Genomic DNA, 22,722 nt, shown 5'->3' with positions numbered 1-22,722 from the left:
CATTTAACAATTTGATGAAATTACCCAAAAACTTAATTTTAGTTGGGGCATTTTTATTTTTCATTCTTCCTTTTAATATAATGGCTCAGGTTACCGTACTATTAAAACCGAATGGTATTAATGGTAAAGATGCTGTTATAGATAGTAGAATTCCTAACACTAATAATGGTAATTCTGATGATTTTATAGCAAACGCTTGGACAAATGGTGGTGAAAATCTAATTAACAGAAGCCTCATTCAATTCGACTTAGCAGCCATCCCGGTAGGGAGTAATATCCTAAGTGCTAAGTTGTCTTTGTATGGAAATCCAACTTCTTCAAACCGACAATTAAGCTCAAGTTTAACAGGTTCAAATAGGTCTTTGCTGCAAAGAATAACCTCAGCTTGGGTTGAGAACTCAGTAACTTGGAATAATCAGCCTGCAACAACAACTGTAAATCAAGTTGTTCTTCATGCCAGTACAAGTAATGTTCAGAATTATATAAATGTAGACGTTACACGGTTAATCCAGGATATGATTAATCAACCTCAGAATAATTTTGGCTTTATGTTACGACTGGAAACGGAAGAGCTATACAGATGCCTCTTATTTGCTTCGAGCGATAATATGAATTCTGCGCTGCACCCTAAATTAGAAATAGTTTACAATAGCTCATTCACTTTAGGCCCAGACATTAATTTATGTTCCGATCAATCAGTATTGTTAGATGCTGGTAGCGGAAAACAAAAATATTTATGGAATACCGGGGCTACTACTCAAAGTATTAAAGTATCAGATCCTGGCAAATATTGGGTTAATGTTTTAATTAATAACACCTGGTTGAGTGACACAATATTGGTTATTAACAGATTTATACCTACCATTAACTTAGGTAAAGATACTACTTTATGCAAGGGTACAACATTATTATTGCAATTGTCAAATCCTGGATTGTCCTATAAATGGAACACTGGTGCAACTACTTCATCTCTTTTAGTTAATGAAAAAGGAACTTATTGGGTAGAAGTTTTTAATGGTTTTTGTGTTAAGCGAGACTCTATCAAAATAAATTATGAAGAGAAAGAAGATCTGAGTATAGATAAGGAAATATGCGGAAATAATAGTTTGGTTTTGGATGCCGGTTTTACTAATGCGACTCATTATGAATGGCAAGATGGAACAACAAAGTCCACATTTAATGTAAGTAAATCTGGTGTATATACAGTTAAATTAAGAGAAGGGGCATGCAATTTTATATTAAGCTTTAATGTGAAGATCTGTTTAAAAGTTCCTAATGTTATTACGCCTAATAATGATGGTTTTAATGATACTTTTTTCATCCAGGGAGTCGATTCTAAGGAATGGAAATTGGAATTATTTAATAGATGGGGTCAGCTAATTTATAGGTCAAATAATTATGAAAATGATTGGACAGGAACAAACTCACCTGATGGGGTATATTATTATAAATTAACACATTCTGCAGATAAGAGAGTACTAACTGGATGGTTAGAAAAGATAAAATAACAAAACAAACATCGATTAAAAATTAACAATTTACTGCCACTATTATTAGACTGCTTGCGGTTGAATTGAGTAAAAAGAAAAAGAGCACTGAATAAATGCTCTTTAGGGGTAATATTAATGTAAGTAAAAGTTAAAACTTTATGCCGGTATAACTAAAAGGCGAAATGGCCTTTAGTTCCTCTCTAACCGAATCACTTACCGCAAGTGTATGGATAAAAGTAGCAATGGTTTGGGCCGTAATTTTATCGTTGGTACGGGTTAATTCTTTCAGGGCTTCGTAAGGCTGCGGATAGCCTTCGCGGCGTAATACCGTTTGAATGCCTTCGGCTACCACCGCCCAGTTGTTTTCTAAATCCTGTTCCAGCGCCTGCTGGTTTAGCTCCAGCTTGCCAATTCCTTTCTGCAACGATTTTAAGGCGAGTAAACTATGCGCCAGCGGTACGCCCAGGTTGCGCAATACGGTTGAGTCGGTTAAGTCGCGCTGCAGCCTTGAAATAGGTAATTTAGCCGCCAAAAACTCGAAGATGGCATTGGCGTAACCCAGGTTTCCTTCAGCATTTTCAAAGTCGATGGGGTTTACTTTGTGGGGCATGGCCGAAGAACCGATTTCGCCGGCTTTAATTTTCTGTTTAAAGTAACCCAGCGAAATATACTGCCAGATGTCGCGGGAGAAATCAATCAGAATGGTGTTCAACCGTTTCAGACCGTCAAAAAAAGCAGCCAGGTTGTCGTAGTGTTCAATTTGGGTGGTATAAACGCTCCGTTTTAAGCCCAGTGTTTCTTCTACAAACTGCTTTCCAAAGGCATTCCAATCCGTTGCCGGATAAGCCACGTAATGCGCATTAAAATTACCGGTAGCGCCGCCAAATTTAGCGGAGTAAGGTACCTGGTTGAGTAAAGCCAACTGGGCTTCCAGGCGTTCGGCAAAAACCTGCAGTTCTTTACCCAGGCGGGTAGGCGAGGCGGGCTGGCCGTGGGTGCGGGCCAGCATAGGCACCTGCGCCCACTCCTTCGCCATGGCTTTTACTCTTTGCAGCAAAGCTTCGTAACCCGGAATAATTATTTCCTGAGCGGCTTCTTTCAACGACAAGGGGATAGCCGTATTATTAATGTCCTGGGAGGTAAGCCCGAAATGGATAAATTCTTTGTAGGCTTCTAAGTGCAGGCCGGCAAATTTTTCTTTAATAAAATATTCAACTGCCTTTACGTCGTGGTTGGTGGTTTTTTCCAGCTCTTTTATATACAAGGCGTCCTGCTGGCTAAAGTTCAGGTAGATAGATTGCAGTTCGGTAAAATAGGTATGCCGAATATCTTGTAACTGCGGCAAAGGCAACTGGCAAAGCGATATAAAATATTCAATCTCGATCCGGACCCGGTAGTGAATCAGGCCAAACTCCGAAAAATAGGGCGCTAATTCTTTTAACTGATGCCGGTAGCGGCCATCAACCGGAGAAATGGCCGTGAGTGTATTTAAATCCATAGCGGGTATTTTATTAAAAATCAAAATTAGTAATTATAAAGAAATAAATAAGCATCAGGCTGGCTTTGGTACAGGCACCAAATGGCAGCCTCAGCCCGAAGTTTAAAAGAAAGGCACTGTATTTGCTAATGTGTCGTAGCAAATTTTACGCGAAATACGTAGTTGTTTGAACAGAATATCGGGCGGATAGTGTTTTTATAAGTAATTACTAAAATATTGACGCATATTCTGTTATTTCGCACTATTATTCAATTGATAAGATTTGAACTGGAAATCATATATTAAAAGAACCTGGAAATATTGGGCCATTGGTATCTTTTCTTTAATTTTTATTACGCTCATTGTATTGTTCTCTTTTCGGGCCCGCATTTTAAAGCTGGTGGTAAAAGAGGTAATAACCCGGGTAGAAGGCAAATACCCGGTAAAGTTTACCATCGGGAAAGCTGATTTCAGCGACTATAATACCGTCCGGATGGAAAATATTGCGCTGGTACCAATCGGGCGCGATACCCTGATGAGGACACGTAATATCGACGTGGAAATCAGTTTAAAATCAATGCTGTTCTTCCGGCCGGTATTTAGCGAACTGACTATTGAGAATGCTTTCCTCACCGCTAAAAAGCACAACGGGGAAGATAATTACGGCTTCTTGATGAAGAAAAAGAAAGCTACCGCGCCGCGCGACACCAACACCTCGCGCAACTACGGCGACCTGCTGAACCGTTTAATCGAAACGGCTTTCGAGAACGTGCCGGATAAAGTTCATTTCCGTAATTTTAAAGTAATATACGAAAGCGACCGCCGGGAGATTAATGTGGTTATGCCGGAGCTTTCTATTGAAGATGGCAATATTAGAACTGCCATTGCGGTACAAACCGATTCGCTGGTAAATAAACTACGCGTAAACGGATTTATTGACCCGGATGAATATTTTATATCGGCCAGCCTGTACACCGAAGACCCGGCGGGCATCCGGTTGCCTTACATCAAAGAAAGATTTGATGCCAAAATTTCTTTCGATACCCTGCATTTAAGTTTAAGAGATAAAGTGTTCCGGAAAGAACGCCTGACCGTAAGGGGAACTGCCCGGGTAAATAACCTGGAACTTAACCACCCGAAAGTAGCCGATACGGATGTGCGCGTTAATAACGGGGCTATTGATTATGTAATTACTTTAGGCGAAAATTACTACTCGCTCGACTCCCTCTCAAAGGTAACGGTTAATAAAATGGTGGTTTACCCGCAGGCCTCGCTCGTTACCAAACCTTCAAAGCAAATTTCTTTAAAACTACGGTCGGCCAAAACCGAAGCCAATGATTTTTTCCAGTCGCTACCCGAAGGCATGTTCGAAACATTTGACGGTCTGAAAGCGCAAGGGTACCTGACTTACCGGATGAATTTATTCGTGGATATGGCGAAGGTAGACAGCCTGAAGTTTGACTCTGACCTGGATGCCCAGTATTTTAATATTCTGGAATACGGTAAAACCGATTTCCGGAAGCTGAACCACCCATTTGAGCATACGGTTTACGAATACGGCAAGCCCCTGCGCACGTTTGTGGTGGGGCCGCCTAATCCTAATTTTACGCCTTACAACCAGATTTCGTCTTATCTCAAAAACGCTATTTTAACTTCGGAAGATCCCCGATTCTTTACCCACAAAGGTTTTCACCAGGGCGCTTTCCGGCACTCGCTTATTGCGAATATTAAAAAGAATGACTTCGTAAGAGGCGGCAGTACCATATCGATGCAATTGGTGAAAAATGTTTTCCTGACCCGCAAGAAAACCATTGCCCGTAAAGCCGAAGAAGTATTAATTGTGTGGTTAATTGAAAATAACCGGATTACTACCAAGCAACGCATGTTTGAGGTTTACCTTAATATTATTGAATGGGGCCCCAATGTGTACGGCATCAGAGAAGCCAGTCGCTTTTTCTTTAGTAAGCACCCCAGCCAGTTAAATTTAGCCGAAAGCTTGTATTTAGCCAGTATTATTCCGAGCCCTAAGTTATACCGGTATTCGTTTGATGCTTACGGTAATTTCCGGAGCCGGCCCCGGTATTATTTTAAGCTTATTTCGGGTATTATGCGTCGCAAGGGCTTAATTTCGGATTACGAGTATAACAGTTTATACCCCGCTGTTAATTTACAGGGGCGGGCCCGCGATTTAATTGTAACCGCTACGCCGGTAGATACTACCGTAGTAGACAACCTGCCGATTGACATTGACTTTGAGGCGCCAATTGATTTGCTGGATTAGCCTATACACATAGAACTAAAATAAAAAAGAGCAGGCTTGTTAAAACGGGCCTGCTCTCATTTTATTTATTTCTTTTTATCCAGTGGCGGTTCTGTTTCTTCTGCCTCTTTCCGGGGGAAAAGAACCGAAAGAATTACGGAGCTAATTAAAATTACGCCTACCACCATCAGGGCGTAAATCATATCTATTTTGTAGAAGCCGGCTACCAGTAACTTCCCGCCAATAAACACTAATATGAGAGACAGGCCGTAATGCAGATAATGAAATAATTTCATGATGCCGGCCAGGGCAAAGTATAAAGCCCGTAAACCCAGCAAGGCAAATACGTTGGAGGTATACACAATAAAAGAATCGGTTGATACTGCCAAAATGGCCGGGATAGAGTCAGCGGCAAAAACCACGTCGGTGGTTTCTACCATTACCAAAACCAGGAAGAGCGGCGTTATAAATAAAGTTTTATCTTTCCGGACAAAGAATTTATCTCCTACCAGCGTATTGGTTACCGGGAAAAACCGGCTGAAGAACTTAACCACGGGGTTGGCTTTGGGGTCAATTTCTTCCTGTTGGGTGGTAGCCATTTTAATACCCGTAAATACCAGAAATGCCCCGAGAATATACGTGATAAAATGAAATCTTTCTAAAAGGGCTACGCCTACCAAAATAAAAGCTGCCCGCAGAACCAGGGCACCTAATATGCCCCAAAACAATATTTTGTGCTGGTATTGCAGCGGCACCCGGAAATAATTAAAAATCATCAGGAAAACAAAAAGGTTATCTACGCTTAATGATTTCTCAATGAGATAGGCCGTTAAAAATTCAAGGGCCGGTTCGGTTCCGTACTGGTAGTAAATATACAGGTTAAAGCCAAGCGATAGCGCAATCCAGAACAATGTCCAAAAAATGGCTTCCTTTATTTTTACTTCGTGGGCTTTCCGGTGAAATACCAGCAGATCCAGGGCTAGTAAACCCAGCACAAAGAGGTTGAAAATAATCCAGAAATATATGTTTTCGTCCATTGGCTAGCGTTAAAACCGGTCCGGATTATTTAATCGTAACAATCCGGTTACTTAGCTCTTACGTTTGAACACTAATTATAATAAATAAATTACTAACGCAAACCAGGCGGGTGTCTGCAAGAACCAGGGGCAATCTTGCAAATTAGCTTTGCGGGAAAGGTGAAGCAGAAAAAAGGGGCAGTATGACCTACCGCGTAAAATGACGGAAATAGCTGTTGATTTTCATTTTAAGCACCCCATAAAAAGCCTCTTTAATAATGCCTTTTGTCATTTTAGACTGTCCTTTGGCCCGTTCGGTAAAAATAATGGGTACTTCTTTTATTTTAAAGCCATACTTAAAGGTCAGGAATTTCATTTCGATCTGGAAGGCATAGCCGATAAAACGGATCTCGTCGAGTGGGATGGTTTCGAGTACCGGGCGGGTATAGCAAATAAAACCAGCGGTGGCATCCTGAATGGGCATACCCGTAATCAGCCGCACATAAAAACTGGCAAAATACGACATCAGTACCCGGTTCATGGGCCAGTTTACCACGTTTACGCCCTCAATGTAGCGGCTCCCGATGGCCATGTCGTAACCGTTTTCGGCGCAAGCTGCCCGCAACCGGATAAGGTCTTCGGGATTATGCGAAAAGTCCGCGTCCATTTCGAAGATATATTTGTAGCCCCGGCGCAAAGCGTATTTGAAACCATGGATATAAGCCGTTCCCAAGCCCATTTTGCCCTTTCGTTCTTCCAGAAATAAGCGGTCGGGAAATTCGTGTTGGAGCTCCCGAATAATGTTGGCAGTGCCATCCGGTGAGTTATCATCAATTACTAAAATATCGAAAGGTACAGCCAGCGAAAATACCTTTCGGATAATATCAGGAGCGTTTTCTTTTTCGTTGTAGGTGGGAATTACAACAAGGGAATCATTCATACGCCCAAATATAGCAAAACAACCTGATTCCTTTTTATCAGCAATATTTAATCTTTTAAAATTACCAGCCCAAAAGCCCCCGTTTTACTGCCCGCAGCCGAACGATATTATTTAAACGATGCTTCTTTTTGTAACTTGGTACCGCCTTTATAGAACAGGCCAACAGCTTAAATACAATTAATGCACCTGAATAAATGTGTATTTCTGGACCGGGACGGCGTTCTGAACGAAGAGCGGGGCGATTATACGTACCGGACAGAAAATTTTAAGATAATACCCGGCGTGCCGGAAGCGCTGCAATTATTAAAACAGGCCGGTTATTTATTGATTGTGGTTACGAATCAGGGCGGAATTGCCAAAGGCTTGTACGCTAAAACCAATATGCTGGCTTGCCACCAGAAATTGCAGGAAGCCTGTAATGAGGTAATAGATGCCATTTATTATGCACCGGCGCACCCATCGGTATCGGCTTCGCTGGCCCGCAAACCCGACAGTTTAATGCTGGAGAAAGCCATTGCCCGCTTCAAGATTGATAGCACGCAATCGTGGTTAGTAGGTGACCAACACCGCGATATACTAGCGGCTCAGAAAGTAGGCGTGAAAACTATTTGGATAAAGAATGAGTTGGTTGAATCAACTCCGGATATATGTTTTGCTCCCAATTTATTAGCAGCGGCCAGGTTAATTAGCGAAAATAAAAAAACCGGCAGTTAATTACCGGTTTTAAGTATCAGGCCATAGGCAAATGCTTAGCTACGGTTAGCATCGGCTTTGGCGCCAGCTGTGTCTTTAACGAAGTGGGTCGGAGCCTGCTCCTTGCTCTTGGAATAAGCCGGACAGGTTTTTTGAGAGCAAGAGGCCGTACCCATTAGGCAAACCGCCGCAATTAAAGTTAATAGTTTCATGTATCTGGTTGTATTATAAAGCCAAAAATATAATTTATTTTATAATAAGCAAAATATAGTTAAATAAATATTTTACTTATAACCAAGTATTTTCAGCATCGATTCGCTGCTTTGTTCTTCGGCAAACAGCCAGCTTTTTAAGTTACCTGTTTCGTCCCGATCGATAATAACGTGTTTCGGCGCTGGAATAAGGCAGTGCTTAATGCCGCCGTAACCGCTCAACGATTCCTGGTAAGCGCCTGTATGGAAGAATCCAATATATAACGGTTCGGGTTCCTGTTTTGTTATCTTGGGTAAAAAAACCTGGAACGAATGTATTTCGGAGTTATAATAATCCTGGCTGTCGCAGGTTAAACCGCCAATTTGTATACGCTGGTATTCTTTGCGCAAATGGTTAATAGCTAATAAAATATAGCGTTGGCTCAGGGCCCAGGAGTCGGGTAGGTTGGTAATAAATGAGCCATCAATCATGTACCAAAGCTCTTTATCGTTCTGTAGTTTTAAATCCAGAATAGAATAAATATTGGCTCCGCTTTCGCCCACCGTAAAAATACCAAACTCGGTAAAAATATTGGGTTCCGGCACGCCCTCTTCTTTACAAATCCGCTGAATGGTGCGCAATATTTCTTCTATCATGTACCGGTAGTTGTACTCAAACTGGATAGAAGTTTTTATTGGAAAGCCACCCCCAATATCAATCGAATCCAGCTCGGGGCACACCTTTTTCAGTTCGCAATATTTATGCACAAACCGGCTGAGCTCACTCCAGTAATAACTGGTATCTTTAATGCCGCTGTTAATAAAATAATGCAGCATTTTCAGCTCAAACTTAGCGTCGTCTTTTATTTTGTTCAGGTATAAATCTACCACATCGTTGTACCGGATGCCCAGCCGCGAAGTATAGAATTCAAATTTGGGTTCTTCGTCCGAGGCTACCCGTATGCCGAGGCGGCACTTCTGGTTTACGTGTTCTTTATAATAATCTATTTCATCCAGATTATCCAGTATGGGCGTACAGTTGTAAAAGCCATCGTTCAACAAATCCGCAATATTGCGGCGGTAAGCTTCGCGCTTGTAGCCATTGCAAATCACGTAAGTATCTTTGCGCAGTTTGCCTTTTTCGTAAAGCGCCCGGATAATCGGAATATCGTAACCGGATGAAGTTTCGATGTGAATATCGTTTTTTAAGGCTTCTTCCAGCACAAAAGAAAAGTGCGACGACTTGGTACAGTACGCATAGGTATATTTGCCCTGGTAATTCAGCTTCTCCATCGACTCCCGGAAAAGCTTTTTGGCTTTCTGAATTTGGGAGCTGATTTTAGGTAAGTAAGTAAGTTTTAAAGGGGTACCGTATTCTTTAATGATTTCCATCAGTGGAATACCGTTGAAAATCATTTGGTCGTCTTCCACATGAAATTCTTCGGTTGGGAAGTCAAAAGTCTGATTAATCAGATCTATGTATTTATCCATCTTTTGTGTTTAGTCCTAACTGGTCGTGTAAAATTGTTTGTATTTTACCATCTTTGCAAAAACTTTGTTCGGCTGATATAAAAATAACACCGGGTTTTACCCGAAATTAATATTTGAAATTGCATTTATTAGAGTTGTGGTAAAATCCTGATTAATAAGCCGGCCGATAGATTTAGTATATAGCCGGGTTGATAATTTATTATTAACGCAGGTATTAAATATTATTATATACCGTGGCTACAAGTTAAGCCTAGCGGTTTAAAACGATTATGATAGCATTAGAAAGAAAAATTGCCCAGTCGGTCAGCAGTGCCTTGCAGGCATTATTTTCCGTTAACCTTGCCCCCGACCAGGTGAATTTACAACCTACCCGCAAAGAGTTTGCCGGTACCTTCACGTTTGTAACTTTCCCATACACCAAAACGGTGGGCAAAGGCCCCGAGCAGATTGGTCACACCCTCGGCGAATATTTAAAAACGAATGTACCGGAAATTGCCGATTATAATGTAGTAAAGGGTTTCCTGAACTTGGTTATAAACGACGAAACCTGGGTAAGCGTTTTCCGAAATTTATTTAACCAGCCCACTACTGAAACCGGCAAACGCGAGAAAGTAGTAGTAGAATATTCTTCGCCGAACACGAACAAACCGTTGCACCTGGGCCATTTGCGCAATAATTTTTTAGGTTACTCTGTGGCCGAAATATTAAAAGCTAACGGCAAAGACGTAGTAAAAGTAAACCTGATAAACGATCGCGGTATTCATATCTGTAAATCGATGGTGGCTTATCAGAAGTTAGGTAACGGAGAAACGCCAGAATTAACAGGTATAAAGGGTGATCATCTTGTAGGTAAATACTATGTTCTATTTGAAACAATTAATAAATTTCAAATTAAACAATTAAAGGCTGTTCAAGAAGAACTTTTTAATTTAGGTAACTTTCACTCTGAGAGATATAGAATACTTACTATTGATCAAGTTTTTCATTATTGGGAAAATTTTAAAAATGATTTAGAAAAGGAAGAAAAGAAGGATGTAGCATATTCTAGATTGATTCCTAAACTATTGAATTCATTAAAAAAAATTGCGAAGGATGAAAGAGAGAATCCTTCGATCTTTTTTATTATAAAGAAGTTAGAATCCTTGTATAATGAACTTTGGATTGTACAAGCTCAAAAAATGTTAAAAAAATGGGAATCTGGTGATAAGAAGATAATTGAGCTTTGGGAGAAAATGAATGGTTGGGTATATGCTGGTTTTGATGAGACATATCGTACCATAGGAGTTGATTTCGATAAATATTATTATGAATCCCAAACTTATTTATTAGGTAAGGATTCAGTTGCTGAAGGCTTAGGAAATTATGTATTTTATCGAAAATCCGATGGCTCGGTTTGGGTAGATTTAAAAGAAGAAGGCCTGGATGAGAAACTGGTACTCCGCGCCGACGGTACGTCGGTGTATATTACCCAGGATTTAGGTACCGCCCAGCTTAAATACGATGACTTTAAGTACGATACTTCGGTTTACGTAATTGCCGATGAGCAGAATTACCACATGCAGGTACTCAAAGCCATCTTACAAAAGATGGGTAAGCCTTACGCCGCCGGTATTTTTCACTTGTCCTACGGCATGGTAGATTTGCCATCGGGTAAAATGAAATCCAGAGAAGGTACCGTGGTAGATGCTGACGAGTTGGTGGCCGAAATGGTGGAAACCGCCCGCCAGCGCACCGATGAACTGGGCAAAATAGAAGGTTTATCAGAGTTAGAAGCGCAACAGCTTTATTTAACCCTGGCTATGGGGGCACTTAAATATTTCCTGCTGAAAGTTGATCCGAAGAAACGGATGCTGTTCAACCCCGAGGAGTCCATTAATTTCCAGGGTAATACCGGGCCGTTTATTCAATACACCCACGCCCGGATAGCAGCTATTATGCGCAAGGCCGCCGAGTTGAATATAACAACCGAGGTAAACGCATTTGAAAATTTAATCAACCTGCACGAAACGGAAGCCGAAGTAGTTGCTTTACTGGCGACTTACCAGAAAGTTGTGGCGGAGGCAGCCGGCTTGTTTGCCCCGTCGGTTATTGGGCAATATGCGTACGATTTGGCTAAAGCCTACAACCGGTTTTATACCGAAGTTTCTATTTTCCAGGAAACAAATCCGGCGGCGCTGGCTTTCCGGGTGGCGCTCTCGGGCAAAGTAGCCGAAACAGTTAAAAAAGCGATGCGCTTGCTGGGGATTAATGTACCAGACCGGATGTAAATTTAGATTCTCAGTATGGAAAAGCAACCGCTCTTGCATTCGGATAAAAGCTACCTTAAACTATTTTGGGCTATTGTAGTATGTATGGGATTGGCTGCCTGCGGGCAGCTAAATTCTACACCTAAAAATACCACAACTATGGAAGATAATACAACCATTCAGGCCCGGGAAAACGCCCAAAGGCCATCGGTTTATGATTTTGAATTTAAAACCCTGCAAGGCGAATTAATTGCACTGAACGAATTTAAAGGCCGTAAGATGCTACTGGTAAATGTAGCCTCGGAGTGCGGATATACCCCGCAGTATAAAGAGTTACAGGCTCTTTACGAAAAGTACGGCGACCGGGTAGTCGTATTAGGATTTCCGGCCAACGATTTTGGCGGCCAGGAACCCGGCTCTAACGAAGAAATAGCGACTTTTTGTGAACGCAATTACGGCGTGCAATTTCCGGTGTTTCAGAAAATTTCGGTAACCGGTTCTGATCAGCATCCTTTATACAAGTGGCTTTCAGATAAATCGTTAAATGGGGTTACGAACGAGGCGCCTAATTGGAACTTTTGTAAGTACCTGATTGATGAAAAGGGGAATCTGATAAAGTTCTTCCCGTCTAAAGTGGCGCCGCTCAGCGCGGAGATAGTAGATGCTATTTTAGATTAAGCCCGTATTCTTTCCTAAAAAATTTACGTGAGTAACACCGGTATTGTCAAAGCCTGGATTTCGGCTTTTCGTTTGCGCACCTTGCCTTTGGCGCTGGCCAGTATAGGCATGGGTAGTTTTTTAGCCGCGGCCGCAGGTCAGTTTAATTTGGCTGTGGTAATCTGGTGTATGGTTACTACTTTGCTTTTACAAATATTATCGAATCTGGCCAACGATTACGGCGATACTAAACACGGAGCCGACAGCGTGCACCGGCAGGGACCCCAGCGGGCGGTGCAGGCCGGATTGATTACACCAGACCAAATGAAAAGAGCCATGCTACTATTTACCTTATTATCGCTCTTTTCGGGTTTAATGCTGCTCTGGACGGCTTTCGGGCGCGAAGGTTTTTACCTTTTTCTTTTCTTTTTAGGGCTGGGATTAGCGGCTATCTGGGCAGCCATTAATTATACAGCTGGGGCAAAACCGTACGGCTATGCCGGTCTGGGCGATATTGCGGTATTCTTATTTTTTGGCTTGGTAGGCGTAGGCGGTACTTACTTTCTGCAAACCCAAAGCCTGAACTATCGTATTTTGCTGCCGGCGGCCAGTTTGGGCTTTTTCTCTACGGCGGTACTTAACGTAAATAATATCCGCGATATTGAATCGGACCGGTTAGCGGGAAAATATTCCCTACCCGTCCGGTTGGGGCCTGTTAAAGCCCGGATTTATCATTTAATGCTTTTAACCTTCGGTTTTTTAGCTGCCCTGCTTTATGTGCTGCTTACTTATAATAATAGCTGGCAGTTTTTATTTTTGCTGGCTTTGCCCTTGCTGGGGTTTAATGGCTGGCAGGTTTGGCGCATCCGGCAATCAAAAGCCCTGGATCCCTACTTAAAACAAATGGCGCTTACCACTTTAGTATTTGTTGTTTCTTTCGGGATAGGTTTATTGCTTTAAGTAATCCGGGTTTAGTACTGATTAGCTTTCGGTTGCAGGTGGCTGGACCGCAGTACTGTCTTGGGGCTTCGGTTTATTATTTCGAGGACGGAAAGGCTTCTTGGGCCGCTCTGTGGAACTGCTGGAACGCTCTGTGGAACTGCTGGGATTATTACCGGAAGTCTTGGGATTACTGTTACTACTATTACTGCTGCTGCTTTTGCTATTCTTACTACGATTGCGGTTGCGGTTCTCACCGGAGGCTGGTTTAGCACCACCAGATTTATATTCCGGAGCCGGACCAAACGCTTCGGGAACCGGTAATTTTGGTAGCTCCTTTTCAATTAACTTCTCAATGCGGCTGATGCGGTATTGCTCTTTTTCGTTAATAAAGGTAATAGCTGTGCCGGTAGTAGCAGCCCGGGCAGTCCGGCCAATCCGGTGCACATAATCTTCGGCGTCGTGCGGTACATCAAAGTTGATAATATGACTGATATTATCCACATCTATTCCACGCGATAAAATATCAGTGGCCACCAATATTTTAAATTGTTTGTTCCGGAAACCCTGCATCGCCGCTTCCCGCTCTTCCTGAGTCCGGTCCGACATAATGCCTTCGGCCGTATGACCCATCTTCCGCAAAGCTTTTACAATATCGTTTACTGCCGATTTGCGCGACGTGAAAATAATCATGCTTTGCACCTCCAATTCCTGTATTAAATGTTGCAACAGGGGTAGTTTCTGCTTGTCGTATACCACGTAGCTGCGCTGGTCTATACCTTCGGCGGGTTTAGAAACGGCCAGGCTAATCTCGGTAGGATTGTGCAATATTTTGCGGGCCAGTTCGCGTATTTTCCCCGGCATTGTAGCCGAAAATAACAGCGTTTGCCTTTTCTGGGGCAGGTGACGCACTATCCGCATAATGTCGTCCATGAAGCCCATATCCAGCATTTTGTCGGCCTCATCCAATATCAAATATTCCAGCTTATCCAGCTTCACGTAGCCCATGTTCATGTGGGCAATAAAACGGCCCGGTGTGGCTACAATAATATCGGCCCCGCTGGTAATCGCTTTTTTCTGGGCATCCCAACTATCGCCTTTATTGCCGCCGTAAATAGCAATGCTCTGCGCCGACACGAAATAGGCAAAACCTTCTATTTGTTCATCTATTTGCTTCGCCAACTCGCGGGTTGGCACCAGAATTAAGGTACTGGTATGGTCGTGGCTTGCGTGCGATATTTTATCGAGCAGGGGTAATAAGTAGGCGGCCGTTTTACCAGTACCGGTTTGGGCACAGGCAATCATATCTTTATTAGCCAATATCTCCGGGATAGCCTGCTGCTGAATAGGCGTTGGGCTCTTATAACCCATGGCCTGGATGCCGGCTAATAAATCCTGGTGGAGATTAAAAGCTTCAAATGTTTCTACACTCATTTAAGGTTTATTATTAAATAATCTGTAAAAATATAACTTTTTTTTTCTCTACCTATTAAAGAAGTGTCTCTAGTAACAAATACGTAGTTTATTCTAATTAAATACTAGTAGCAGGGGCGCCATATCTGCAAAGCTGCCAGAAGGATATAAAATAATATAAATTTATCTAATATATAATAAAAATACAATTATTTATTTGTAACCTTAATATATTAAAAATTATATGTTTAATCAACAATATGCATTTCTGGTCAATAGATATAGAATTTAGAGGAGATAAATATATAAATTAAATTTTAAATATATAAAAAAGTGCAACTGTGTTTGAAGAAGGTCGTTAAAGTAAGTAAAACAAAACAGCAAAACAGACGGGTACGAAGTGTGACAACCGGACAGTTGAAAATTGTGATGAACGACAGATTGTAGAACATTTAAATGCTTTTTTAACATGAAAAAATACTTACTTTCAATACTTACCTTCTTCTTCTCAGTAATTCTTTCTTTTTCTTTATTTGCTCAGGGCAATGGTGGCGGCAATGGCAACGGCGGTGGCAATGGCAACGGTGGAAATGGCGGCAATAACGGAGGTAATAAGTACGAAATTGAAGGAAACCAGCAACCATGCGTTGGTGCTATAGAAACTTACACTATTACGCCAAATCCGGGCAATAATGCCATCGAGTGGAGTTGGGACGGACCCCGGGCACAAGGTGATATTCCCTGGGTGCTTCAATCGCTTTCTCCTGATAAAACAAAGGCCACCTTCATAGTAGGTGATAAACCTGGCACCATAAAAGCAAAGCCTATACCGGGCTCTAATAACACCGAAAACTTGCCTGTGCATCCGGGCAAAGATTTACAAGTTGCTATTAACGGGCCTAACGCAGTGTGTGTGAATACCCAACAAGTATACCAGGTGGTTATTAATAACCTGAATAATGGTAAAAAAGGTGGTAAGAACATCAATCTCGATGACTTGGTTGTATCGTGGAATGTAACAGGCGGTTTGCGTGTGGTAAGCGGCCAGAATACCGGTACTTTAACTGTTATGCCTACTGCTGCTTTTACTGGCGGTACGGTAAGTGTTACGGTAACGGTGCCCGGCCAAAACAGCGGACCTAATAACAACGGCAAGGGGGTAGGACCTATTACTGGTTTTTGTGGTGCCAGTGCAACTGCCAATTTGCAGATAGGCCTTGGTACTAATTGTGCCCCGGCTTGTCCGGCAACCACGGTTTCTATTGCGGGACCGGTAACAGTTTGTCCGGCTCCGGCAGATTTTTCGCTGGAAGACGCTGTTACGTATACTGCTGAGGTACAAAATGGTACTGCGGATATGGATTATACCTGGACATTACCCACCGGTTGGAAAATCGTAGCCGGAGCCGGTTCGAATACAATTCAAGTGCGGGTTGGTGCCGAACCAGGCAGCGTACAGGTACGGGTAAATAATAATTGTTCAGGAGCCGCCAGTGCTTCCCGGTTTGTAGCTTTTGGTAACAATTGTCCTGCGCCTACTTCAGAATGTCCTACCCCGCAGGTAAAAATTAACGGTCCGGGTTCGGTATGTGCAAACCAGGCAAGCACTGTAAAATATTCTGCTTCGGTTACAAATACCGGTTTTGTAGCAATTACTTACAACTGGACCGTGCCGGCCGACTGGGGAATTGTAGCCGGGCTAGGTACCAGCGAAATTGAGGTAAAGGTAGGTAGTGCGGTCGGAGCCGTTGGTTTAAACGTAACCAACGAGTGTGGTAATCAGGTGCCGGTAACGCGCACAATTGCGGTAACCAATTGCGGTACAACACCACCGCCGTGTACCGCCCCAACTGTAACCATAAACGGCCCGGCTAGTTTCTGTGCCTTCCAGGAAGAACCGGTCACTTTTACGGCCAATGTAACCAATAATACACCCGATATTGTTTATGAATGGACAGTGCCGGCTGATTGGTATATTGAATCGCAAAATGGACCAACTATAGTAGTTTTCGTCGGTTTCGAAGCCGGTCCGGTAACCGTAACAGTTCGCAACGATTGTAATGAGGCTACCGATGTCCTGCAGACCATGGTAGATGAAAACTGTGTGCCGCTGCAGCCCCTGCCGGTAGAATTAATCAGCTTTACCGGTGAATCTACCAAAGGCGGCGTGCTGCTGGAGTGGAGCACTGCTACCGAAAAAGACAACGACTATTTTGAACTGGAACGTAGTCAGGATGGTAAGCAGTTCACGAAAGTAGGTCAGGTGAAAGGTAAAGGTACCACTAACAGCCGCCAGGTTTATACCATGCGCGATGGCCGCGCCAGCCAAGGCACCCATTATTACCGCCTGAAACAAGTTGACTTTGGAGGCAAATACGAGTACAGTAAAGTAATTGCGGTTAACCATAGTTACGGCCTGGCTTTAGCCAACCTGGTAGTTGCACCCAATCCGGTAGCCAACGGTCAGTTTACGGTGCAGTTACCCGCAACAGCCGCCAAAGCCCAGGTTCAGATTATAGATATAAACGGTAGGTTAATTGCTACCCAGCATTTAGATGCCGGTGTATCGGAAGCTGTTTTCTCTACCCAGACGCTGAATATGCGGGCCGGCATTTACATAGTGCAGTTTAAAGATGGCAGTAATGTAAGCCATACCAAAATGATTGTGCGGTAAAGAATAAAATAAATAATAAGCAACGGCAGCAACCGGGAGGATACACCTAACCGATTGCTGCCGTTGCTTTTTATAAAAGTACCGGTATTATTTGCGGGGAAAATTTACTAATTTGAACCACTTTTTTTAACCAACCAGAATTTAGTTTTATGTCAGGGCATAGTAAGTGGTCGACAATTAAGCGCAAAAAAGGAGCCTTAGATGCCAAGAGGTCGAAAGTATTTACCAAAATAATAAAAGAAATAACGGTAGCCGTACGCGAAGGCGGTCCGGACCCCGACGGTAACCCACGGTTAAGGCTGGCTATTCAGAACAGCAAAGCGGCCAACATGCCCAAAGACAACGTAGAACGGGCTATTAAAAAAGGCAGCGGCGCTGACAGCGATGCTTACCACGAAGTTTCTTACGAAGGTTACGCCAGCCACGGCGTAGCTGTTTTTGTAGAATGCCTTACCGATAATTTAAATCGGACCATCCAAAATGTCAGATCGGCTTTTAGCAAACACGGCGGCAGCCTGGGTACCAAAGGCTCGTTGGAATTTATATTTGACCGCAAGGGGGTATTTATCATTAAGCTAAGCGATAACTTAACCTTAAACGAGGATGATTTTACGCTTGAAATGATAGATGCCGGCGCAGAAGATGTAGAATTTGAAGAAGAATACGTAACGGTTTATTGCGCCATGGAAGATTTTGGCTCTTTGCAAAAGAAAACCGAAGAACTAAAGCTAGAAGTAGAAAATGCTGATTTGCAGCGTATTCCTAAAACTACGGTAGCCTTAGATGCCGAGGCGCTGAAAAAAGTTATGAAGCTAATTGACACCCTTGAAGACGATGACGACGTGCAAAAAGTGTATCATAATATTGAACTGAACGAAGAAGCCATGGCTGCCTTATCCTGACATCTATTTTATCTTAATAAAAAAATATTTAACTTCACCATTAAAGAATAAAGAATATTTAAGTATTATAAAGCTTTTGTGAAAAAATTATAATTTCTGAAGCTAATTAAGCGATACATAATGGATGACAAAATAGAAGATAAAATTGAAGTAATTTTTGAGGGATTAAAACAGAAGTCGATTACCAAACAAACGATATACCGCAACACCAAAGAAACTTTTGATCAGTTGAGAGTAATTGCGGCGGAAGTAGCAGAGCAGTTAAGCCAAAGGATAACCGAAGTGGATTCGGGGGTGGTTATCGAGTACCGGAATATTAATGACTTTGAATTCCAGATAAAGTTTTCGGGCGACCTTTTGGTTTTTGTAATGCATTCCAACGTAATCACTTTTCCGGAAGACCACGAATTAATGTCCAATCCGTACGTAGAGGATGATTTTCGCCGCCGATTTTTTGGGCATATCATGGCCTATAACTTTATGGCCGACTCCATTAAATACAGCCGCATGACCGATCCGGGTTATTTGCTGGCGCGGTTCCTGGTAAACGTAGAAAATCATTTTTACCTAGAAGGCGTAACTCAACTCGATTTACCGTTCTCTGATATTGCCGATAACGTTATTGACGACAAGGCACTGCGCCTTTTTATTGAAAGCACTATGATAGCTTCGGTAAACAACGACCTAATGGCGCCCGACCTGGATGATATTAAGCGCATTACCGTGAAGCAGAAAATGGAAAACCAGCAGGTAAGCCGTGGCCAGAAACTAGGCTTTAGTTTCAGCTACGAGCAACACCAGCAAATGTAATTAACAGTTTAGTTAGTCCATTATTTCCGATAATTCCAGCCAGCGTTCGGTTTTAGCATCTAACGCTGCCTCTAATTTTTTAAGTAAAGCAGCCGCTTCGATAATCTTACGATGATCTGCGTTTCCGCTGTTCATCTCCTGAAGCAAGGCTGCTTTCTGTTTTTCCAACTCCGCAATTTCTGAATCCAGTTGCTCAAATTCCCGTTTTTCGCTAAAAGACGCTTTTTTCTTTTTATTAGCTTCGGGTTGTTGGTTCGGCTGGGCGGTTGGGGCAGGAGTAGGTTTAGCCTGGACTTTTTCTGTTTCCTGTTCCGCTAAATATTCGCGGTAATCGGTGTAATTGCCGGGGAAGGTTTTAACCTCACCATCGCCCTCAAAAACAAATACGTGTTCTACCAGCCGGTCCATAAAGTACCGGTCGTGCGATACAATTAACAAACAGCCGCCAAAGTTTAGTAGAAAATCTTCCAGAATATTCAGCGTAATAATATCCAGGTCGTTCGTGGGCTCATCCAGAATCAGGAAGTTGGGATTTTTAATAAGTACCCGCAGCAACTGAAGCCGCCGTTTTTCGCCGCCGCTAAGTTTGCTCACAAACGTATATTGCATGGCCGGGCTAAACTGAAAATGCTGTAGGAATTGCGCCGCCGTTATGGTTTCGCCGTTACCGGTTTCTACTACTTCGGCAATATCCTTCACAATATCAATTACGCGCTGGTCTTCTTTAAAAGTAAGTTCCTGTTGGGTGTAATAGCCAAAGACGGTGGTTTCGCCGGTTTCTATCACCCCGCTGTCGGGTTTTATTTTACCCGTAAGCATGTTCAGGAATGTCGTTTTACCGGCGCCATTTTTACCAATAATACCAATCCGGTCTTTCTTTTTAAAGGTATAAGAGAAATCTTCTAATATTTTCTTCTCGCCGAAAGCCTTACCAATGTGCTCTACCTGAATAATCTTACCGCCCTGCCGGGTAGTTTTAACCGATAGCTCCAGGTTAGTTTTATTTACCTTGGAATTAGCCTTGTCTTTTAAATCGTAAAAAGCCTCAATCCTGGATTTGGATTTGGTGCCGCGGGCTTGTGGTTGCCGCCGCATCCATTCCAGTTCTTTCCGCATCAGGTTCCGGGCTTTTTCTATTTCGGCGTCCTGCTGCTGTTCGCGCTCATCTTTTTTCTGAACAAAATAGCTGTAGTTACCTTTGTAGGTGTAAATATTACCGCGTTCCAGTTCGGCAATTTCGGTAGCCACCCGGTCCAGGAAATAGCGGTCGTGGGTAACCATGAGTAAGGTTTGCTGCGAGGCGGCCAGTAAGCCTTCCAGCCATTCAATGGTATCCAGGTCCAGGTGGTTGGTCGGCTCATCCAGAATAAGCAAATCCGGTTCGTCAATCAATACCCGCGCCATGGCCACTCGTTTCCGTTGCCCCCCCGACAAGGTGCTGATTTGGCTTTCGAGGTTATGAATGCCTAACTGCGATAATATTTGCTTAATTTTTAACTCGTACTCCCAGGCTTGCAGGGCATCCATGCGCTCAATCAGTTCCTGCATTTTAGCCGCGCTGGTATGTGGGTTTTCCAGGCAGCGTTCGTATTCCTGAATGGTATCCAATATTTGGTTGCCCGAAGCAAAGATGGTTTGTTGTACGGTAAAGCTTTCGTTAAAAACGGGTTGCTGCCCCAGAAAGCCAACTTTAACACCTTTGCGCAAACTAACTGAGCCGTTATCGGGCGGAGTATTGCCGGCCAGCACGTTTAATAAAGTAGATTTGCCGGAGCCGTTTATGCCTACCAAAGCAATTTTCTGACCCTGGCTAATGCCAAAGTTAAGATCCTGGAAAAGCGGTTTTTCGCCGTAAGATTTAGAAATAGATTCAGCCGAAAGGTAATTCATACTACAAAGTTACCTAAAATAGCTTAATGCTTAAAAGAAGAAAATTAAAATTGGAGTAGAAATACAGGGTGGTTTCTAAAGGTTTTTACTAGTTTAATAAAAATAACAAGTAAGCAATCTGGAAATTATTTAATCCAATATTCAATTACCTTTATATCTTTATATTGGTGAAATAAACAATTATTACGTTTTTAAATGAGTTTAAAGAAAATATAAGCTTACAGATAATAATGAACATTATAAAACCTGAAATACCAAGATTAGATATCAAATATGATGAACTTAAATCTATAGTGATCGAGAAAATACAAAATACAACTTCATTTCAATTTACATCATTAGTTACAGCAATTGCAGCTTATGTGAATAAGGAAAGTATTGGTTTTGTAAAGCAATCTAATACTACATATGAGAATAAACTAAACCAAAGTGACGAAGGTCTAATCAGAGAAGTTATTTGGGATTTAATTATTCAGAGAATCCTTACCATTGGTGATTTTTATAATCACGACTGGCCATATTTATCAGTAACTGAATATGGACAAAAGGTTTTAAAATCAACTGAAGTTATTCCTCATGATCCAGCCAAATATATTGAACGAGTAAAGAAACAGATACCTAATATTGATAACATTATAATTATTTATTTGTCTGAAAGCATTAATACTTACAACATTAACCAATTACTTTCCTCAACTATAGCTTTAGGTTGTGCGTCGGGAAAGGCTCTTCTTCTGCTGATAGATGCCTATGAAAGAACTTTTTACAACCAACAAGGTAGTGAAAGATTCAAACAAAAAGTAAAGAACCGAATGATTAAAATTCAGTTTGAAGAATTTCAGAAGGATTTTAAAAGAATTGTTGGTTCTTTACCTAAAGAGTTAATTGACAATTATGAGAATATATTGTTAGGTGTTTTCGAAATGTTTAGGAATCAACGAAACAGTGCAGGTCATCCAGTTGGGCACTTTGTGGACAAAGAAATGATATTTGCGAACTTGCAAGTATTTATTACATATTGTAAAAGAATTTATGAATTGATAGCATATTTAGAAGCAAATAAGCATGACTGATTATAAAATGCTTCAATCCAATTGAGATTTATTAATTTAAAACTGTCATCATATCTCTATAAATGAATAATAATCGCATATTAATAATTTTATTATTTCTCCTTTCAACTACAGATACTTTTGGTCAAATCAAGTTGCCGCGCCTAATTAGTGATGGTATGGTCTTACAAAGAGATGCCAAAACCAAAATTTGGGGATGGGCCGCACCGAGCGAAAAAGTTAGTCTTAAATTTAACAATAAGCAGTACAGTGCCACCGCCGATAAAGCTGGCAATTGGACAATTTTATTACCGCCGCAAGTAGCGGGCGGACCTTACGAAATGGCTTTCTCGGCTAGCAATGCTGTTACCGTAAAAGATATTCTTTTTGGCGATGTCTGGATTTGCAGCGGTCAATCGAACATGGAGCTTCCCATGGCAAGGGTCAGTGACAAATACGCGGATATTATAGCCAAGGCCAATAACCAGCACATCCGGCAGTTTGAGGTGCCGGATAAATATAATTTTAAAGGCCCGAATAAAGATTTAGAAACCGGCCAGTGGATAAGCGTAAATGCCAAA

General features: G+C 42.1%; 17 protein-coding genes and 1 pseudogene. 11 read left to right on the top strand and 7 right to left on the bottom strand.

Features of this window, described 5'->3' with window-relative positions; genetic code table 11:
- Positions 1-14: 14 nt before the first annotated feature.
- Positions 15-1,508 (top strand): DNRLRE domain-containing protein, encoded by a 1,494-nt coding sequence (locus AAE02nite_RS25465; RefSeq protein WP_146905452.1) that lies wholly within the window; start codon positions 15-17, stop codon positions 1,506-1,508.
- Between the two features lie 130 nt (positions 1,509-1,638).
- Here AAE02nite_RS25465 and purB read toward each other — a convergent pair whose 3' ends face one another.
- Positions 1,639-2,988 carry an adenylosuccinate lyase gene (gene purB / locus AAE02nite_RS25460; protein WP_146905448.1) on the bottom strand — a complete coding sequence of 450 codons (1,350 nt, stop codon included), beginning with the start codon at positions 2,986-2,988 and terminating at the stop codon, positions 1,639-1,641.
- 262 nt (positions 2,989-3,250) lie between these two features.
- Here purB and AAE02nite_RS25455 point away from each other — a divergent pair, with 262 nt between their 5' ends.
- The gene (locus AAE02nite_RS25455; protein ID WP_146905445.1) at positions 3,251-5,248 is read left to right on the top strand and encodes a biosynthetic peptidoglycan transglycosylase; all 1,998 of its coding nucleotides are present in this window, start codon (positions 3,251-3,253) and stop codon (positions 5,246-5,248) included.
- Between the two features lie 65 nt (positions 5,249-5,313).
- Here AAE02nite_RS25455 and AAE02nite_RS25450 read toward each other — a convergent pair whose 3' ends face one another.
- Both AAE02nite_RS25450 and AAE02nite_RS25445 read right to left on the bottom strand, forming a co-directional pair.
- Positions 5,314-6,264 (bottom strand): TerC family protein, encoded by a 951-nt coding sequence (locus tag AAE02nite_RS25450; protein ID WP_146905441.1) that lies wholly within the window; start codon positions 6,262-6,264, stop codon positions 5,314-5,316.
- 187 nt (positions 6,265-6,451) lie between these two features.
- On the bottom strand, positions 6,452-7,183 hold the full coding sequence (locus AAE02nite_RS25445) for a polyprenol monophosphomannose synthase (RefSeq protein WP_146905437.1): 732 nt from the start codon (positions 7,181-7,183) through the stop codon (positions 6,452-6,454).
- Between the two features lie 186 nt (positions 7,184-7,369).
- Between AAE02nite_RS25445 and AAE02nite_RS25440 the strand changes: the two genes are divergently transcribed.
- On the top strand, positions 7,370-7,897 hold the full coding sequence (locus tag AAE02nite_RS25440) for a D-glycero-alpha-D-manno-heptose-1,7-bisphosphate 7-phosphatase (protein WP_371863497.1): 528 nt from the start codon (positions 7,370-7,372) through the stop codon (positions 7,895-7,897).
- A gap of 35 nt (positions 7,898-7,932) precedes the next feature.
- Here AAE02nite_RS25440 and AAE02nite_RS26450 read toward each other — a convergent pair whose 3' ends face one another.
- Together AAE02nite_RS26450 and AAE02nite_RS25435 are read right to left on the bottom strand one after the other, a co-directional pair.
- Positions 7,933-8,088, bottom strand: a complete 156-nt coding sequence (locus AAE02nite_RS26450; protein ID WP_170252691.1) for a hypothetical protein — start codon at positions 8,086-8,088, stop codon at positions 7,933-7,935.
- Between the two features lie 72 nt (positions 8,089-8,160).
- The gene (locus AAE02nite_RS25435; RefSeq protein ID WP_146905431.1) at positions 8,161-9,558 is read right to left on the bottom strand and encodes a type III PLP-dependent enzyme domain-containing protein; all 1,398 of its coding nucleotides are present in this window, start codon (positions 9,556-9,558) and stop codon (positions 8,161-8,163) included.
- Positions 9,559-9,827: 269 nt separating this feature from the next.
- Between AAE02nite_RS25435 and argS the strand changes: the two genes are divergently transcribed.
- The 3 genes from argS to AAE02nite_RS25420 all read left to right on the top strand — a co-directional run bounded on the left by argS (position 9,828) and on the right by AAE02nite_RS25420 (position 13,421).
- Positions 9,828-11,825, top strand: coding sequence for an arginine--tRNA ligase (argS, locus tag AAE02nite_RS26800; protein ID WP_146905429.1), 1,998 nt, complete (start codon positions 9,828-9,830; stop codon positions 11,823-11,825).
- A 138-nt stretch (positions 11,826-11,963) separates the two neighbouring features.
- Positions 11,964-12,482, top strand: a complete 519-nt coding sequence (locus AAE02nite_RS25425) for a glutathione peroxidase (protein ID WP_246151255.1) — start codon at positions 11,964-11,966, stop codon at positions 12,480-12,482.
- Positions 12,483-12,509: 27 nt separating this feature from the next.
- The gene (locus AAE02nite_RS25420) at positions 12,510-13,421 is read left to right on the top strand and encodes a 1,4-dihydroxy-2-naphthoate polyprenyltransferase (RefSeq protein WP_246151254.1); all 912 of its coding nucleotides are present in this window, start codon (positions 12,510-12,512) and stop codon (positions 13,419-13,421) included.
- 21 nt (positions 13,422-13,442) lie between these two features.
- Here AAE02nite_RS25420 and AAE02nite_RS25415 read toward each other — a convergent pair whose 3' ends face one another.
- Entirely contained in the window at positions 13,443-14,834 is a 1,392-nt protein-coding gene (locus AAE02nite_RS25415; protein ID WP_246151253.1) for a DEAD/DEAH box helicase, read from the bottom strand.
- A gap of 448 nt (positions 14,835-15,282) precedes the next feature.
- Here AAE02nite_RS25415 and AAE02nite_RS25410 point away from each other — a divergent pair, with 448 nt between their 5' ends.
- The 3 genes from AAE02nite_RS25410 to AAE02nite_RS25400 all read left to right on the top strand — a co-directional run bounded on the left by AAE02nite_RS25410 (position 15,283) and on the right by AAE02nite_RS25400 (position 19,199).
- Positions 15,283-17,487, top strand: a complete 2,205-nt coding sequence (locus AAE02nite_RS25410; protein ID WP_146905426.1) for a PKD-like domain-containing protein — start codon at positions 15,283-15,285, stop codon at positions 17,485-17,487.
- 149 nt (positions 17,488-17,636) lie between these two features.
- Complete coding sequence (locus AAE02nite_RS25405) at positions 17,637-18,389, top strand: YebC/PmpR family DNA-binding transcriptional regulator (protein ID WP_146905423.1); 753 nt, start codon at positions 17,637-17,639, stop codon at positions 18,387-18,389.
- Positions 18,390-18,509: 120 nt separating this feature from the next.
- Positions 18,510-19,199: a hypothetical protein gene (locus tag AAE02nite_RS25400; protein WP_246151252.1), complete on the top strand. Its 690-nt coding sequence runs from the start codon at positions 18,510-18,512 to the stop codon at positions 19,197-19,199.
- Between the two features lie 12 nt (positions 19,200-19,211).
- On the opposite strand, the gene AAE02nite_RS25395 is transcribed toward AAE02nite_RS25400, so the two are convergent.
- Entirely contained in the window at positions 19,212-21,089 is a 1,878-nt protein-coding gene (locus AAE02nite_RS25395) for an ABC-F family ATP-binding cassette domain-containing protein (RefSeq protein ID WP_146905420.1), read from the bottom strand.
- 230 nt (positions 21,090-21,319) lie between these two features.
- Between AAE02nite_RS25395 and AAE02nite_RS25390 the strand changes: the two genes are divergently transcribed.
- Together AAE02nite_RS25390 and AAE02nite_RS25385 are read left to right on the top strand one after the other, a co-directional pair.
- On the top strand, positions 21,320-22,162 hold the full coding sequence (locus AAE02nite_RS25390) for a hypothetical protein (RefSeq protein ID WP_146905417.1): 843 nt from the start codon (positions 21,320-21,322) through the stop codon (positions 22,160-22,162).
- A gap of 158 nt (positions 22,163-22,320) precedes the next feature.
- Positions 22,321-22,722, top strand: a pseudogene (locus AAE02nite_RS25385) (sialate O-acetylesterase); the annotation flags it as partial.

The organism is Adhaeribacter aerolatus, assembly GCF_007991635.1.
Classification (GTDB): Bacteria; Bacteroidota; Bacteroidia; order Cytophagales; family Hymenobacteraceae; genus Adhaeribacter; species Adhaeribacter aerolatus.
Note: the sequence above shows the minus strand (reverse complement) of the source record. Positions and strands in the feature narration are given on the sequence as shown.